This is a genomic window from Planomonospora antibiotica (assembly GCF_014647955.1).
Taxonomy (GTDB): Bacteria; Actinomycetota; Actinomycetes; order Streptosporangiales; family Streptosporangiaceae; genus Planomonospora; species Planomonospora parontospora.
Window position 1 is genome coordinate 40,058 of the sequence record NZ_BMQE01000025.1, and the last position, 13,153, is coordinate 53,210.

16 protein-coding genes are annotated in these 13,153 nt (G+C 73.9%); 11 read left to right on the forward strand and 5 right to left on the reverse strand.

Going from position 1 to position 13,153, the window contains the following annotated elements:
• Nucleotides 1-79: 79 nt before the first annotated feature.
• Nucleotides 80-1,183 carry a cellulose binding domain-containing protein gene (locus IEZ06_RS21920; RefSeq protein WP_189238577.1) on the reverse strand — a complete coding sequence of 368 codons (1,104 nt, stop codon included), beginning with the start codon at nucleotides 1,181-1,183 and terminating at the stop codon, nucleotides 80-82.
• Between the two features lie 140 nt (nucleotides 1,184-1,323).
• Entirely contained in the window at nucleotides 1,324-1,884 is a 561-nt protein-coding gene (locus IEZ06_RS21925) for a TspO/MBR family protein (protein ID WP_189238578.1), read from the reverse strand.
• A gap of 263 nt (nucleotides 1,885-2,147) precedes the next feature.
• Here IEZ06_RS21925 and IEZ06_RS21930 point away from each other — a divergent pair, with 263 nt between their 5' ends.
• Entirely contained in the window at nucleotides 2,148-2,732 is a 585-nt protein-coding gene (locus tag IEZ06_RS21930) for a MarR family winged helix-turn-helix transcriptional regulator (protein ID WP_189238579.1), read from the forward strand.
• Between the two features lie 162 nt (nucleotides 2,733-2,894).
• On the forward strand, nucleotides 2,895-3,617 hold the full coding sequence (locus IEZ06_RS21935; protein WP_189238580.1) for an NADPH-dependent FMN reductase: 723 nt from the start codon (nucleotides 2,895-2,897) through the stop codon (nucleotides 3,615-3,617).
• Between the two features lie 58 nt (nucleotides 3,618-3,675).
• Here the strand turns inward: IEZ06_RS21935 and pgm are convergent, their stop codons facing one another.
• A complete protein-coding gene (pgm, locus tag IEZ06_RS21940; protein ID WP_189238581.1) occupies nucleotides 3,676-5,313 on the reverse strand; it encodes a phosphoglucomutase (alpha-D-glucose-1,6-bisphosphate-dependent) in 1,638 nt (545 codons plus the stop codon).
• A gap of 69 nt (nucleotides 5,314-5,382) precedes the next feature.
• Between pgm and IEZ06_RS37270 the strand changes: the two genes are divergently transcribed.
• From IEZ06_RS37270 to IEZ06_RS21955, 4 genes are all read left to right on the forward strand, one after another.
• Nucleotides 5,383-5,514 carry a hypothetical protein gene (locus tag IEZ06_RS37270; protein WP_268245620.1) on the forward strand — a complete coding sequence of 44 codons (132 nt, stop codon included), beginning with the start codon at nucleotides 5,383-5,385 and terminating at the stop codon, nucleotides 5,512-5,514.
• 75 nt (nucleotides 5,515-5,589) lie between these two features.
• On the forward strand, nucleotides 5,590-6,507 hold the full coding sequence (locus IEZ06_RS21945) for a diacylglycerol/lipid kinase family protein (protein WP_189238582.1): 918 nt from the start codon (nucleotides 5,590-5,592) through the stop codon (nucleotides 6,505-6,507).
• 53 nt (nucleotides 6,508-6,560) lie between these two features.
• A complete protein-coding gene (locus tag IEZ06_RS21950) occupies nucleotides 6,561-7,172 on the forward strand; it encodes a TetR/AcrR family transcriptional regulator (RefSeq protein WP_203872069.1) in 612 nt (203 codons plus the stop codon).
• Nucleotides 7,169-7,864 (forward strand): VC0807 family protein, encoded by a 696-nt coding sequence (locus IEZ06_RS21955; protein ID WP_189238583.1) that lies wholly within the window; start codon nucleotides 7,169-7,171, stop codon nucleotides 7,862-7,864. Before IEZ06_RS21950 ends, IEZ06_RS21955 begins: the two co-directional genes overlap by 4 nt.
• A gap of 93 nt (nucleotides 7,865-7,957) precedes the next feature.
• Here the strand turns inward: IEZ06_RS21955 and IEZ06_RS21960 are convergent, their stop codons facing one another.
• The gene (locus tag IEZ06_RS21960) at nucleotides 7,958-8,143 is read right to left on the reverse strand and encodes a hypothetical protein (protein WP_189238584.1); all 186 of its coding nucleotides are present in this window, start codon (nucleotides 8,141-8,143) and stop codon (nucleotides 7,958-7,960) included.
• 17 nt (nucleotides 8,144-8,160) lie between these two features.
• Between IEZ06_RS21960 and IEZ06_RS21965 the strand changes: the two genes are divergently transcribed.
• On the forward strand, nucleotides 8,161-8,796 hold the full coding sequence (locus IEZ06_RS21965) for a hypothetical protein (protein WP_189238585.1): 636 nt from the start codon (nucleotides 8,161-8,163) through the stop codon (nucleotides 8,794-8,796).
• Here the strand turns inward: IEZ06_RS21965 and IEZ06_RS21970 are convergent.
• Nucleotides 8,783-9,370 carry an ATP-binding protein gene (locus IEZ06_RS21970; protein WP_203872070.1) on the reverse strand — a complete coding sequence of 196 codons (588 nt, stop codon included), beginning with the start codon at nucleotides 9,368-9,370 and terminating at the stop codon, nucleotides 8,783-8,785. The genes IEZ06_RS21965 and IEZ06_RS21970 overlap by 14 nt on opposite strands.
• A 160-nt stretch (nucleotides 9,371-9,530) precedes the next feature.
• On the opposite strand from IEZ06_RS21970, the gene IEZ06_RS21975 reads away from it, so the two are divergent.
• The 4 genes from IEZ06_RS21975 (at nucleotide 9,531) to IEZ06_RS21990 (ending at nucleotide 13,148) form a co-directional block, all read left to right on the forward strand.
• Nucleotides 9,531-9,767 (forward strand): DUF397 domain-containing protein, encoded by a 237-nt coding sequence (locus IEZ06_RS21975; RefSeq protein WP_068903031.1) that lies wholly within the window; start codon nucleotides 9,531-9,533, stop codon nucleotides 9,765-9,767.
• A gap of 116 nt (nucleotides 9,768-9,883) precedes the next feature.
• Nucleotides 9,884-10,789 (forward strand): Sco1979 family transcriptional regulator, encoded by a 906-nt coding sequence (locus tag IEZ06_RS21980; RefSeq protein WP_189238586.1) that lies wholly within the window; start codon nucleotides 9,884-9,886, stop codon nucleotides 10,787-10,789.
• 203 nt (nucleotides 10,790-10,992) lie between these two features.
• Nucleotides 10,993-11,532: a DinB family protein gene (locus tag IEZ06_RS21985; protein ID WP_189238587.1), complete on the forward strand. Its 540-nt coding sequence runs from the start codon at nucleotides 10,993-10,995 to the stop codon at nucleotides 11,530-11,532.
• 125 nt (nucleotides 11,533-11,657) lie between these two features.
• Nucleotides 11,658-13,148, forward strand: a complete 1,491-nt coding sequence (locus IEZ06_RS21990; RefSeq protein WP_189238588.1) for an SDR family oxidoreductase — start codon at nucleotides 11,658-11,660, stop codon at nucleotides 13,146-13,148.
• The last annotated feature ends 5 nt before the right edge of the window (nucleotides 13,149-13,153 follow it).

Here is a 13,153-nt window from a genome sequence, read left to right on the forward strand (position 1 = left end):
GCGGAACCATCGCAACGCGGGTGCGCCGCGGACCGCACGGGCGCGGGGCCGCTCCCCTCCGGGGCGCCCGCCGGAGCGGCTATCCGGCCGTGCAGGACACGGCGGGGGCGGCGGAGGGGGTCCCGGAGGCCAGGAAGCCGAAGGACGTGCTCGCCCCGGCCGCCAGGGAGCCGTTCCAGGAGGCGTGCTTCGCGGTCACGGCGGAGCCGGTCTGGGTGACCGCGGCGTTCCAGGCCTGGCTGACCCGCTCGCCTCCGGAGGTCCAGTCCACGGTCCAGCCGCTGATCGCGGAGGCTCCCGCGTTCCGCACGGTCACCTCGCCCTGGAAGCCGCCGGACCACTGGTTCACGACCCGGTAGGCGGCCGTGCAGCCGCTCCCGGCGGTGGGGGTCGAGGTCGGGGTGACCGTGGGCGTGACGGTGGGGGTCGAGGTCGGGGTGACCGTGGGGGTGGCGGTCGGTCCGGCTCCGAGCAGCGCGGTCAGGGCGGGGAACCACCGGTCGGCGATCTTCCGGTCACCGGCCGCGTTGGGGTGCACCCCGTCGCCCGTGTCGGTGGCGGTGTCGAAGCCCGTCCACTGGTCGACCACCACGACGGGCGAGCGCGCGGTCGTCCTGCCCGCCGCCCAGCCGGGGATCGCCGCGTTGAGCGCCGCGACCCGCCGGCCGCACTCGCCGCACGAGCTCGGGTTCATCGGGATGATCTGGGCGACCAGGATCTTCATGTCGGGGTTGCTCTCGCGCATCTGGTCGACCAGCTTGCCGTAGGCGGCCAGGATGGTCGCGGTGGAGCGGTTGCTCCACACGTCGTTGGTGCCGAAGTGCATCATCACGATGTCGGGCCGCGTCGCCGAGAGCCAGGCCGGAAGCTGGTTCTGGTCGGCCACGTTGGTCGCCAGGAAGCCGCCGTGCCCCTCGTTCTCGCCGTCGTAGGCGAAGCCGCAGCCCTGCGGCGGCAGCGTCCCGACGAAGTCCACCGAGGTGGCCGACCCGGCCTCCTGGAGGCGCTGCCAGAGCAGGGCCCGCCAGCAGCCGGGGGAGCCGGTGATCGAGTCCCCGAGGGCCATGACCCTGGTCGGCGCGGCCCGCGCCGACAGCGCGGCGCCCGCCGTACCCGCCAACATGAACCCCAGGGCGGCGGCCACCGCCGCCAGCACCGCCAGCACCGTCTCGCCTCTGCGCATCGCCCGCTCCCGTCGTAGCCCGGCGCGATGCTAGGCATCCGCGCCGGTCCGCGGGAAGCGGGCCGCCCCCGGCACGGCGCCGACCTGCGGCGCCACCGGTGCCGGGGATGTAACTTTCAGCCCGCGGTCCGGTCTCCGGCTCAGTCCTCCGCCGGGTTGAGGCGGACGATCGCGGTGTTGAGGGCGGTGGCGAACAGCGTCCACGCGCCGTAGGGGAGCAGCACCGCCCCGGCGGCCCGGTCGGTCGCCCACGCCTGCCTGATCAGGTCCGCGTTCGAGGCGTTGAGCGCGGTGATCTCGGCCAGGGCGAGCTTGGGCGAGCGGCCGCGGAAGAAGGACAGGCTCCAACCGGCGTTGAGGACGAGGTTGGCCGCGAAGCGGGCGGCGAACGCGGTGCGGTCGGCCCCCTCCCGGCGGTCGAGGACGCGGGCCGCCCCGACGGCGATCAGTCCGTACAGCGGCGTCCACACCAGGCCGAACGCCTGCGACGGCGGCTGCCAGGACGGCTTGCGCAGCCGCCGGTACCACAGGGAGGCGGGCCTGGTGGCCAGGCTCCCGACGGCGGCCGCCGCGCTCACGGCGAGCAGCGTCCTGGCCAGGGTGCGGCCGCGGACGCCCGCTCGTGCCCGGACGATCTCCTCCGTACGGCGCTCCGTGCCCGCCCGCGTGGAGGACGGGGTGGTGGATGGTGTCGTCTTCATGGCTGGCTCCTACCCCGGCCACCGGTGATATGCCGCGTCCGGGACGACTCGCCGACGCCCGGGTGAGAGGACGCCCGGCCCGGGAGGGTGCCCGGGTGAGAGGACACCTGGCCCGGGGGTGCGCGGGTGGGACGACGCCTGGCCCGGGGGTGCGCGGGTGGGACGACGCCCGGCCCGGGAGGCGGTTCGCGCTCCGGCGCGCGTTGCCGTGAGACGGGACGGCCCGAGGGGAGACAATCCAACAGCGCTGTTATGTTGGTGGGATGCCTTCCCTCGACTCCGGGCCGGGCCTGCTCGGGACCCGCCTGCGCCACCTGCTCGAACTGCTGGACGCGGACGTCGCGGCCGTCTACGCCGAGCTGGGGGAGGCCGGGTTCCGCCCCCGGTTCACCCCCGTCCTGCGGGCGCTGGCCGCGTTCGGTCCCTCCTCCATCCGTGAACTGGCGGACGCGATCGGGGTGACCCACTCCGCGGCGAGCCAGACGGTGGCCCATATGGCGGGGGAGGGCTTCGTCGTCCTGGCTCCGGGAGCGGACGCCCGCCGGCGGATCGTCCACCTCACCGCGAAGGCCGAGGCGCTGCTCCCGATGCTGGAGGCGGAATGGGCGGCCACCGCCGCGGCGGCCGCCGAGCTCGATGCCGAGCTGTCGTTCCCGCTGAGCCGGCTCGTCGACGAAGTGCTGGAGGCCCTGAGCCGGCGGCCGATGAGGCAGCGGATCGCCGACGTGGCACCGGATCTGGCCGCTCGCGCCCGTTCCGGGCGGGAAGGCGGGCGGGAGGGGGCGGCGGGGGACGCCGGCGCCGGGGCCGAGGTGGGAGGGGCCGCGGAGGGCGGGCACCGGGGCTGACGGCCGGTCTGCGGTGCACGGTTCACCAGGGGCGACATCTGTCGCATATGCACCTTTGCTACGAAATAGCAACTTCATGCACTATCGGTACGCCGATCATGTTCGTCGCCTCATTCCTCGGGCACAAGCGCCGTGACGTCGCTCAGGGGAAGGGGTTCGGGGATGAAGATCGTGGGGATCGCGGGAAGCCTGCGGCCGGCGGCACACGTCGGCAGGCTGCTGGAGGCGGTGGCGCGGGAGCTGCCCGTCTCCGCGGACTTCACGGTGTGGGAAGGGCTCGGGGAGATCCCGCCCTTCACGGACGGCCCGCTTCCGGGGCCCGCCGGGGAGTTCTGCGATCTCCTGTCCGGTGCGGACGGCCTGCTGATCACCGCCCCCGAGCACAGCGTCCTGCCGGTCCAGTTGCTCCACGCGCTGGAGTGGGCGTCCCGGCCCGGGGCGGGCGCCGTCCTGCTGGGCAAGCCCGTCGCCGTGGTCACGGCCTGCGTCCGCCCGCACGAGGCGATGTGGGCGCAGACCGCGCTGCGGCGCCCGCTCGGTGTCGCCGGCGCCGTCGTGTACGGGGCCGACCTGTCCGCCTCTCCGGCTCTGCGGCAGTTCGACGCCGCCGGCCGCCTCGCCGACCCGGTGGCCCGCGACCGGCTCGGCGCCGTGATGGAAGCGCTGTGCTCGCGGGCGAGGACGCACTCGCGGGAGGTCGTGCCCGGGAAGGCGGCGCTGGAGAGCACGACCGGGAAGATGCTGGAGACCCTGTCCGGCAGGGTTCCGGACAGGCTCTCCCTGGACAGGGTCTCGGGCACGGCTCCGGTGGCGCTCCAGGGCAAGACCCAGGCGGCCGTGCCGGTGATGATGCCGGAGAAGGCCGTGGAGAGGATCCCCGTGTGACCGCACGCCCGGTCCCGGTCCGGGAGGAGCCGGGCCCCTGGCCCGGCTCCCGGGCCTCTCAGCCCAGAGAGGCCGAGACCAGGGCCCTGGCCTCCCGCTGGACCTCGGCCAGGTGGTCCGGGCCCTTGAAGGACTCGGCGTAGATCTTGTAGACGTCCTCCGTGCCGGAGGGCCGGGCGGCGAACCAGGCGCTGCCGGTGCAGACCTTGACGCCGCCGAGGGCGGCGCCGTTGCCGGGCGCGGAGGTGAGCACCTGGGTGATCGGCTCGCCCGCCAGGGTGCCGGCGGTGACCTGCTCGGCGGAGAGCCTGGACAGCACGGCCTTCTCCTCCCGGGTCGCCGGGGCGTCGACGCGGGCGTAGGCGGGGTCGCCGAACCGCGCCACCAGGTCGGCGTAGTGCTCGCTGGGGGAGCGGCCGGTGGTCGCGATGATCTCCGAGGCCAGCAGGGCCAGGATCAGGCCGTCCTTGTCGGTGGTCCACACCGAGCCGTCGCGGCGCAGGAAGGACGCGCCCGCGCTCTCCTCCCCGCCGAAGCCGAGCGAGCCGTCGAGCAGGCCCGGCACGAACCACTTGAACCCGACGGGCACCTCGACCAGCCGCCTGCCCAGGTCGGCGGCGACCCGGTCGATCATGCCGCTGCTCACCAGGGTCTTGCCGACCCCGGCGCCGGCCGGCCAGTCCGGACGGTGGGAGTACAGGTAGGAGATGGCCACGGCGAGGTAGTGGTTGGGGTTCATCAGGCCGCCGTCGGGGGTCACGATCCCGTGCCGGTCGGCGTCGGCGTCGTTGCCGGTGGAGACGTCGAAGGCGTCGCGGTTCGCGATCAGCGAGGCCATCGCGTGCGGGGAGGAGCAGTCCATGCGGATCTTCCCGTCCCAGTCGAGCGTCATGAAGCGCCAGGTGGGATCGGTCAGCGGGTTGACCACGGTCAGGTCCAGCCGGTGCCGCTCGGCGATCTCGCCCCAGTAGGCCACGCTCGCCCCGCCCAGCGGGTCGGCGCCGATGCGCACCCCCGCCGCGCGGACCGCGTCCAGGTCCACCACCGAGGGCAGGTCGCCGACGTACGAGCCGAGGAAGTCGTACCGGACGGTGGTGTCGGCGGCCAGCGCCCGGGCGAGCGGGATCCGCCGGACCTCCTTCAGCCCGTCGGCGATCAGCGTGTTCGCCCGGTCCTGGATCCAGGAGGTGGCGTCGGTGTCGGCCGGTCCGCCGTGCGTCGGGTTGTACTTGAAACCGCCGTCACCCGGGGGGTTGTGCGAAGGGGTCACGACCACGCCGTCGGCCAGGCCGGTCGCCCGCCCGCGGTTGTGGGAGAGGATCGCGTGCGAGACCGCTGGCGTCGGGGTGTAGCCGTCGCGGTCGTCGATCATGACCGTCACCCCGTTGGCTGCGAACACCTCCAGCGCCGAGACCCGGGCGGGCTCGGACAGGGCGTGCGTGTCGGCCCCGAGGAAGAGCGGCCCGTCCACGCCCTGCGCCGTCCGGTACTCCACGATGGCCTGGCTGGTGGCCAGGATGTGGTCCTCGTTGAACGCGGCGTTCAGCGCCGAGCCGCGGTGCCCCGAGGTGCCGAACGCCACCCGCTGGCCGACCTCTCCGGGATCGGGGCGCAGCGCGTAGTAGGAGGTCACCAGCCGGGCCACGTCCACCAGGTCGGACGGCCGGGCGGGCTGCCCGGCGCGCTCATGCGTCATCGAAGTCTCCTCAATATCGTCATCGACAACGCTACATACCCGTCATTCGGGGATTCCGACGGGCACGCCGTGATCATCTCGCGGATCTTCGTCGCCGTCGCCGTCGCCGTCGCCGTCGTCGCCGCCGCCGCCGCGGCCGCAGGACCCGGCGGGTACGGCTCCGCCCGGCGGGGCCGTACCCGGGAGGGCCGGGGAGCGTGACCGCCGCTCCCGGGGGCAGGGTCCGGCCGGGGTGACCGGAGGAGCCGGTGCCGAGCCGAGGGCGGAGGGGCGGTAATGGCCGAGCTGCTGGCGATCTGCAACAGGAGGGCGGGCGGTGCGGGCGAGGCCGCGCTGGAGGCGGCCCTCGGCACGCTGCGCCGGGGGGCGGACGTGGTGGAGGCCGAGGCCGGCGGGGGGCTGGACGGGGTGCTCGGCGCCCACCCCGGCCGGGACGTGGTCGTGCTCGGCGGGGACGGCTCGCTGCACGCGGCGGTCGCCGCCCTGCACCGCCGGGGCGAGCTCGGCGCCCGCACCGTGGGCCTCGTCCCGCTGGGCACCGGCAACGACTTCGCCCGCGCGCTCGGGCTCCCGTCCGATCCCGGGGCCGCGGCCCGCGTGGTGCTCGCCGGGCACCGCCGTCCGATGGACCTGCTGGTGGACGACGACGGAGGGATCGTCGTCAACGCCGTCCACCTCGGCGCGGGCGCGGAGGCCTCGGAGCGGGCGGCGCCGCTCAAGCCGGTGCTCGGGAAGCTGGCCTACCCCCTCGGCGGGCTGCTCGCGGGCGTGCGGAGCCGGGGGTGGCGGCTGCGGGTGACGGTGGACGGGCGGCCGCTCGCGCACGGGCGCCGGGTCCTGATGGTCGCCGTCGGCAACGGCGTCACGATCGGCGGCGGCACGCCCCTCACCCCGCGCGCCCGGCCCGACGACGGGAGGGTGGACGTGGTGGTCGCCGCGACAACGGGCCCGCTGGCCAGGCTGGCCTACGCCCTGCGGCTGCGCCGCGGGACCCATCTCGGCCTGCGCGACGTGGTCGCGGACCGGGGCGGGGAGGTGGCGGTGTCGGGCGATCCCGTCCCGGTGAACGCCGACGGCGAGCTGACCGGCCCGGTCACCGGCCGCCGCTGGACGGTCCTGCCCGCGGCCTGGCGGATCTACGCCGCGGAGGCGCCGCCCGCAGGGACGTCCACGGGGACGTCCGGTCCGGGCTGAGGTCCCGGTTCCCGTCTTGTCACCGAGTTACTCGCATGAGTAATATTTTACTCATGCGAGTAACTCGGCGGACGTCGGCGGCCGCGGTGGCCAGGCGCTCCCAGATCATCGAGGCGGCGATCGAGACGATCGCCGAGCTGGGCTACGGCCAGGCGTCCTTCGCCCGGATCGCGGAGCGGGCGGGGCTGAGCAGCACACGCCTGATCTCCTACCACTTCGAGAACAAGGACGAGCTGATCGGCCAGGTCGTCCAGGAGATCTACCAGCGGATCTCCCGGCACATGGCCGAGCGGGTGGGGGCGCAGGCCACGGCCGCCGGGGCGCTGCGGGCCTACATCGAGGGCAACGTCGAGTTCATCGCGGCGAACCGCGCCCGGATGCGGACGCTGTACGAGGTCTTCCTCAACCACCGCGCGGAGGACGGCGGCCGGTCCCGCGACGCGGGCATGGATCTGGGCGTCCTCTCCCACCTGGAGGCCGTCCTGCGCCGGGGCCAGGAGAGCGGGGAGTTCCGCGGATTCGACGTCCGGGTGATGGCGGTGGCCGTCCAGCGGGCCGTGGAAGGGCTGCCCTTCCTCCTGGAGGCCGATCCGGGCATGGACCCGGAGGTCTACGCGCGAGAGACGGCGGAGATCTTCGAGCTGGCCACGCGGGGGTCCGGATGAGCGCGGGCACGGCCTCCGCGGCCGCCCGGCCGGGAACGTCGCGGCGCACCGCCCTGGTCCTGATGCTGGTGGACTTCGTCCTGCCCGTCGTCCTCTACTACGTCCTGCGGGCGGCGGGCGCCGACTCCTTCACGGCCCTGCTGGCGGGCTCCCTGCTGCCCGGCGCGAGCACGGCCGCCATGCTGCTGCGCGAGCGCAGGATCGACTCCGCGGGCGCGTTCATGCTGGTCTCCATGCTCGCGGGCGCCGGTCTCGCGCTCGTCACGGGAGACCCGCGCCTGCTGCTGCTCAAGGGCGCCCTGCTGATGGCCGGCGCGGGCACGTGGTTCGTCGTCACCGCCCGGGGCGACCGGCCGCTGAGCGCGGCGTTCTCCCGCCCGCTGGTGGAGGGCCGCGTCGTCCCCAGAGGGGAGACCTGGGAGGACGTGTGGGAGCGGTCCCCGGCCTTCCGCCGGGTGTGGCGGGTCTCCACGGTCATCTGGGGGGCCGGGGCCCTGGTCAACGCGGCCGTCCGCGCCTGCGTCGTCCTGCTCGCCCCGATCGACCTCGCCGTCGGCCTCGGCCCGGTCCAGCACGGCGCCTTCGGCGTCGCCGTCCTGGTGGTCCTCAACGTCTACCACTTCCGGGTGGGATTGTACGACCGCCGGTCCGGGCTCCTCGGGGGCGGGCCCGGCGACGCCTCACCGCGCTGAATTCCGGCGGCCCCGTCCCCGGTCCCGGTGGCGTGCGGATCCGGTCCGCGCTCCCGCCCGGCCGGCGGACCGGGCCGCCGGGGAGAGGTGTCCCTACTCCGCGTCGGTCCCCTGCCCGTCGGGTGCGTCCGCCGAGGCCTCCTCCAGGCGGGAGCGGAGCCGCATGCGGATCTCGTCGGGAGTGTAGGCGCGGCGGCGCCGTTCCGCCCGGGCGACCACCGCTCCGGTCGCCGCGACGCCCGCGATCCCTGCCAGGCCGAGTATCTTCCACCAGCGCATGTACTTAGAGTATGGGAATGTCCGCTACGAGCATCAGCCTCGACGAGGCACTGGACCTGACCCGAACCGGCGACGTGTGGCTGTTCCGCGGGCGCTCGGTGCCGGACCGGGCCATCCAGACCGTGACCAACAGCCCGGTCAACCACGTCGGGATGTCCGTCGTCATCGACGACATGCCGCCGCTGATGTGGCACGCCGAGCTCGGCAGGTCGCTGCCCGACATGTGGTCGGGCGGCCACCAGCGCGGGGTCCAGCTGCACGACCTGCGCGAGGCGGTGCAGGTCTGGGCCACCCGGTACGGCCAGCGCGGCTGGCTGCGCCAGCTCGAACCGGAGACGACCGCCGAGATGGAGGAGGCCGTCCTGCGCACGATCGCCCGCCTGGACGGCACGCCGTTCCCCTCCACGGCCCGGCTCGCCGGGCGGTGGGCCCGCGGGCGGCTGCCGAGGGTCCTCAAGCGCGGCGGGGAGCAGAGCGCCCTGGAGAGCGCCTACTGCGCCGAGGTCGTGGCCGTCACCTACGAGGCGATGGGCCTGCTGCCCGGCGGGCGCCGCCCGAACTGGTACGACCCGGGCCGGTTCTGGAGCGGGGACGACCTCGAGCTGAGCGGCGGCTTCCACCTGGGCGGGGAGATCACCGTCAAGATCGGCTGAGGTGGCAGGACTCCAGGTGCCGGGCGTGCGCGGCGGAGGGCAGGAACGCCGCCCACACGGCCTTGCCCCCGGTCTCCAGCGGGGACCACCCCCAGGTGTGGCTGACCCCCCGCACGATCTGCAGCCCGCGGCCGCTCTCCGCCTCGTCGTCGAAGTCCCGCAGCCGGGGCCCCTGGTCGCAGGGGTCGGTGACCGCGCACAGCACCGAGCGCTCGGTGCTGCACAGCACGATCCTGGCGTGCCTGCGGGAGGGGGTGTAGGACGCGTTCACGACCCCGTGGCGCAGGGCGTTGGTCACCAGCTCCGAGACCGCGAGGGTGACGTCGTCGACCAGTGCGGCCAGTCCCCAGGACCGCAGGGAGGCCGAGGTGAAGTCCCGGGCCGTCCGGGTGGCGCACGGCTCGTCGCGCAGACTCCGGACAGCCATCTGCAGCTGGTCGAGCTGGCTGTCCCCGTCCGACCAGGGCGGCAGGCCGCTGGGCGGGAGCAGGTGGTCGAGCATCGACAGCCAGCGCTCCCATCCGCAGATCTCTGCCCGGACGGAAGCGACGTCGTGCCGTGGATAACCAGTCATCGGCGACCTTGGGGGAGAGGCGGCGATCGCGTAACGAGGGGTCTCGCCCAGTCATCTTGCCTGGGCGAGATGTGCAAACGCAAGTACAGATGCACGTGCATCTGCACATCGGTCTATGCTGCTTCTAATGTTCCCCTGCCTGATTCGGTGAGAGGCGAGGATGGATCAGCTGCGTAACGGCATGGCGGCGGCCCTCCTGGGCGAGGCGGAGTGGCGCAAGAGCCGCTTCAGCAATCCCAGCGGGAACTGCGTGGAGGTGGCCGGGCTGCCCGGCGGCGCGGTGGCCGTACGGAACTCGCGCGACCCCGAGGGGCCGGCGCTGATCTACACGCGCGCGGAGGTCGACGCCTTCGTCCGGGGCGTGAAGGACGGCGAGTTCGACGACCTCATCGACTGAGGTGGTTGAAGAATAAAGTTCCATCTGGTCCGGAGCGGTCCGCCGGAGTACCGTGAAGGCCGCGACGACCACGAGGGGTGGGCGCAGACTCGCACTCCGTGCACGAAGGACCGCCGATGACCAGATCCCACGCCCGCGACGAGCCCGCCGATCCCATCCCGATGACCGGGCCCCGGGGGAGTTCGACGGTGCTGCGGATCGTGCTCGGCGCCCAGCTGCGCCGGCTCCGCGAGGCGCGGCACATCACCCTGGAGCAGGCGGGCCGGACGATCCGCGCCTCCCACTCGAAGATCAGCCGGATGGAGCTCGGCCGGGTCGGCTTCCGGATCCGGGACGTGGCCGACCTGCTCACACTGTACGGCGTGCTGGACGAGGGCGAGCGCGGGGCGCTGCTCGGCCTCGTCGATCAGGCCAACCGGCCCGGCTGGTGGCACAACTACGGCGACGTCCTGCCGAGCTGGTTCGAGACCTACGTGGGCCTGGAGGAGTCCGCCTCCGTCATCCGCAACTACGAGGTCCAGTTCGTCCCGGGCCTGCTGCAGAGCGAGGACTACGCACGCGCCGTGATCAGGCTGGGCCACGCGGACGCCTCCGAGGCGGAGATCCGCAGGAGGGTGGGGCTGCGCACGGCGCGCCAGCGGCTCCTGCGCGCCTCCGATCCGCCCCACCTGTGGGCGGTGCTCGACGAGGCCGTGCTGCGCCGCCCGCTCGGCGGGCCCGAGGTCATGCGCGGCCAGATCGACCACATCCTCGAGGCGATCGAGCTGCCCAACGTGACGGTCCAGATCGCGCCGTTCAGCATCGGCGGCCACGCCGCGGCGGGCGGGCCCTTCAGCATCCTGCGCTTCGCCCAGCCCGACCTGCCCGACATCGTCTACATGGAGCAGCTGACCAGCGCCGTCTACCTGGAGAAGCGCGACGAGGTCGAACGCTACCTGGAGGTGATGGAGCGCCTGTGCATCGCGGCCGAGCCCGTGTCGGAGACCGTGGCGATCCTCACCCGGATCCGGGAGGAGCTCTAGCCCCGCCCGGCCCGCGGAGACCGGTCGGTCCGCCCGTGACCGGGCCCGGTGCCCGATGACCGGAGGCGGCACAGCACCCGGTCCCCGTCGAGTGCGTGGACATCGTGGGAAGCGGTACCGGTCTGATCCAGGAGTACCGCCCGTAGACCGGCCGGCGGTCTTCTCCCTGGTGCCGTGGCCCGCCGGTGCCTAGACTCCCGCGCATGACTCAGCTGGACGATCAAGGCCGACCGGAGCCTCCGCTGGAGGCCGACGAGGCCGGCACCCTCGTGGGCTTCCTGGACTTCCAGCGCGCGACCCTGGCGTGGAAGTGCGCGGGACTGGACGCCGCCGGTCTGGGGGCGACCGTCGGCGCCTCGTCGATGACCTTGGGCGGCCTGCTCAAGCACATGGCCTACGTCGAGGACGCCTGGTTCTCCCGGTGGCTGCACGGGCGGGACCGGCGGCCCCCGTGGGACACGGTGGACTGGGAGGCCGACCCCGACTGGGACTGGCACTCGGCCGCCGGGGACCCGCCCGGAGAGCTCCACGCGCTCTGGCAGGACGCGGTGGCCCGCTCCCGCGTCCTGACCGGGGAGGCGCTGGCCGCCGGCGGCCTGGAGCAGCGGGCCCGGCGCAGCTGGCCCGACGGCCGGGCGCCCAGCCTGCGCTGGATCCTGGTCCACATGATCGAGGAGTACGCGCGGCACAACGGCCATGCCGACCTCCTCCGGGAGTCGGTGGACGGGCTCACCGGGGAGTAGCCGCCGCAATCGGGCCGCGCCGGCCTGCGGACGGGATCCGTGCTCGCAACGCGCCGGAAACCATTGAAACGTCATGAAACGGTCAGGTGGGCAACCTCCGGTATCCGCCGTACGAAGATGACCGTGTGAGATGCCTCGTCACGGGAGCCACGGGATACATCGGCGGGCGGCTCGTTCCGGAACTGCTGGCCGCGGGCCACGACGTGCGGTGCATGGTGCGCGAGCCCGGGCGCCTGCGGGACCAGCCGTGGGCCGGGCGGGTGGAGGTCGTCCGGGCCGACGCGGCGGACGCCGGGGTGACCCGGGCGGCGCTCGAGGGGATCGAGATCGCCTACTACCTCATCCACACCATGGGCGCGGGGAAGGACTTCGCCGCTGCGGACCGCCGGGCCGCCGGGACGTTCGCGGCCTGCGCGGAGCGGGCGGGGGTCCGGCGCATCGTCTACCTCGGAGGCCTCGCGCCGGACGAGGACCTCTCGCCGCACATGCGCTCCCGCGCCGAGGTGGGAGAGATCTTCCTGCGGTCGGCGGTGCCCGCCGTGGTGCTGAGGGCGGCGGTGATCATCGGGTCGGGGTCGGCCTCGTTCGAGATGCTGCGCCACCTCACCGAGCGCCTCCCCGTGATGACGACGCCCCGCTGGGTCCGGACCAGGACCCAGCCCATCGCCATCCGCGACGTCCTGCGCTACCTGGTGGGCTGGGCGGACGTGGCGGAGGAGGTGAACCGCTCCTTCGACGTCGGCGGCCCGGACGTGCTGAGCTACGCCGGCATGATGCGCGTGTACGCCGAGGTCGCGGAGCTGCCCCGGCGGGTGATCATCCCGGTTCCGCTGCTCAGCCCCGCCCTGTCGAGCCACTGGGTCGGGCTGGTCACCCCGGTGCCCGCCGCCCTCGCCCGCCCGCTGGTGGAGTCGCTGCGCAACGAGGCCGTCTGCCGGGAGCACGACATCGCCGCCTATCTGCCCGGCCCGCCCCAGGGTCTGATCCCCTTCAGGGAGGCGGTCGCCCTGGCGCTGCGGCGGATCCGGGAGGCGGAGGTCGCCACGCGCTGGTCGTCCGCCTCGACTCCGGGTGCGCCGAGCGACCCGCTGCCCACCGACCCCGACTGGGCGGGCGGCACTCTCTACACCGACCGGCGGGCCCGCCGCGTCGACGCCCCGCCGCAGGCACTGTGGGAGGTGATCGAGTCCATCGGCGGCGAGAACGGCTGGTACTCCCTGCCCGCCGCCTGGCGGCTGCGAGGGTTTCTGGACCGGCTGGCGGGCGGGGTGGGGCTGCGCCGGGGGCGCCGCGACCCCAGGAGGCTCCGCGTCGGCGACGCGGTCGACTTCTGGCGGGTGGAGGAGGTCGAGCCGGGACGGTTGCTCCGGCTCCGCGCGGAGATGCGCCTTCCCGGCCTCGCCTGGCTGGAGCTGAGCGTGCACCGGGTCGGCGGCCGGACGGTGTACGGCCAGCGCGCGCTCTTCCACCCCCACGGCCTTGCAGGTCACCTCTACTGGTGGGCGGTCTCGCCCTTCCACACCCTGATCTTCGGCCGGATGCCGCGCAACGTGGCGGTGGCCGCCGAGCGCGGCGTCTGCCGCCGCATCCTCTCCAGCAGTGAATCTACAATGTAAAGTCG

Coding starts and splice junctions, on each gene's coding strand:
- IEZ06_RS21920 (WP_189238577.1), bottom strand. CDS start 1,183: ATGCGCAGAGGCGAGACGGTGCTGGCGGTGCTGGCGGCGGTGGCCGCC.
- IEZ06_RS21925 (WP_189238578.1), bottom strand. CDS start 1,884: ATGAAGACGACACCATCCACCACCCCGTCCTCCACGCGGGCGGGCACG.
- IEZ06_RS21930 (WP_189238579.1), top strand. CDS start 2,148: ATGCCTTCCCTCGACTCCGGGCCGGGCCTGCTCGGGACCCGCCTGCGC.
- IEZ06_RS21935 (WP_189238580.1), top strand. CDS start 2,895: ATGAAGATCGTGGGGATCGCGGGAAGCCTGCGGCCGGCGGCACACGTC.
- pgm (WP_189238581.1), bottom strand. CDS start 5,313: ATGACGCATGAGCGCGCCGGGCAGCCCGCCCGGCCGTCCGACCTGGTG.
- IEZ06_RS21945 (WP_189238582.1), top strand. CDS start 5,590: ATGGCCGAGCTGCTGGCGATCTGCAACAGGAGGGCGGGCGGTGCGGGC.
- IEZ06_RS21950 (WP_203872069.1), top strand. CDS start 6,561: ATGCGAGTAACTCGGCGGACGTCGGCGGCCGCGGTGGCCAGGCGCTCC.
- IEZ06_RS21955 (WP_189238583.1), top strand. CDS start 7,169: ATGAGCGCGGGCACGGCCTCCGCGGCCGCCCGGCCGGGAACGTCGCGG.
- IEZ06_RS21960 (WP_189238584.1), bottom strand. CDS start 8,143: ATGCGCTGGTGGAAGATACTCGGCCTGGCAGGGATCGCGGGCGTCGCG.
- IEZ06_RS21965 (WP_189238585.1), top strand. CDS start 8,161: ATGTCCGCTACGAGCATCAGCCTCGACGAGGCACTGGACCTGACCCGA.
- IEZ06_RS21970 (WP_203872070.1), bottom strand. CDS start 9,370: ATGACTGGTTATCCACGGCACGACGTCGCTTCCGTCCGGGCAGAGATC.
- IEZ06_RS21975 (WP_068903031.1), top strand. CDS start 9,531: ATGGATCAGCTGCGTAACGGCATGGCGGCGGCCCTCCTGGGCGAGGCG.
- IEZ06_RS21980 (WP_189238586.1), top strand. CDS start 9,884: ATGACCAGATCCCACGCCCGCGACGAGCCCGCCGATCCCATCCCGATG.
- IEZ06_RS21985 (WP_189238587.1), top strand. CDS start 10,993: ATGACTCAGCTGGACGATCAAGGCCGACCGGAGCCTCCGCTGGAGGCC.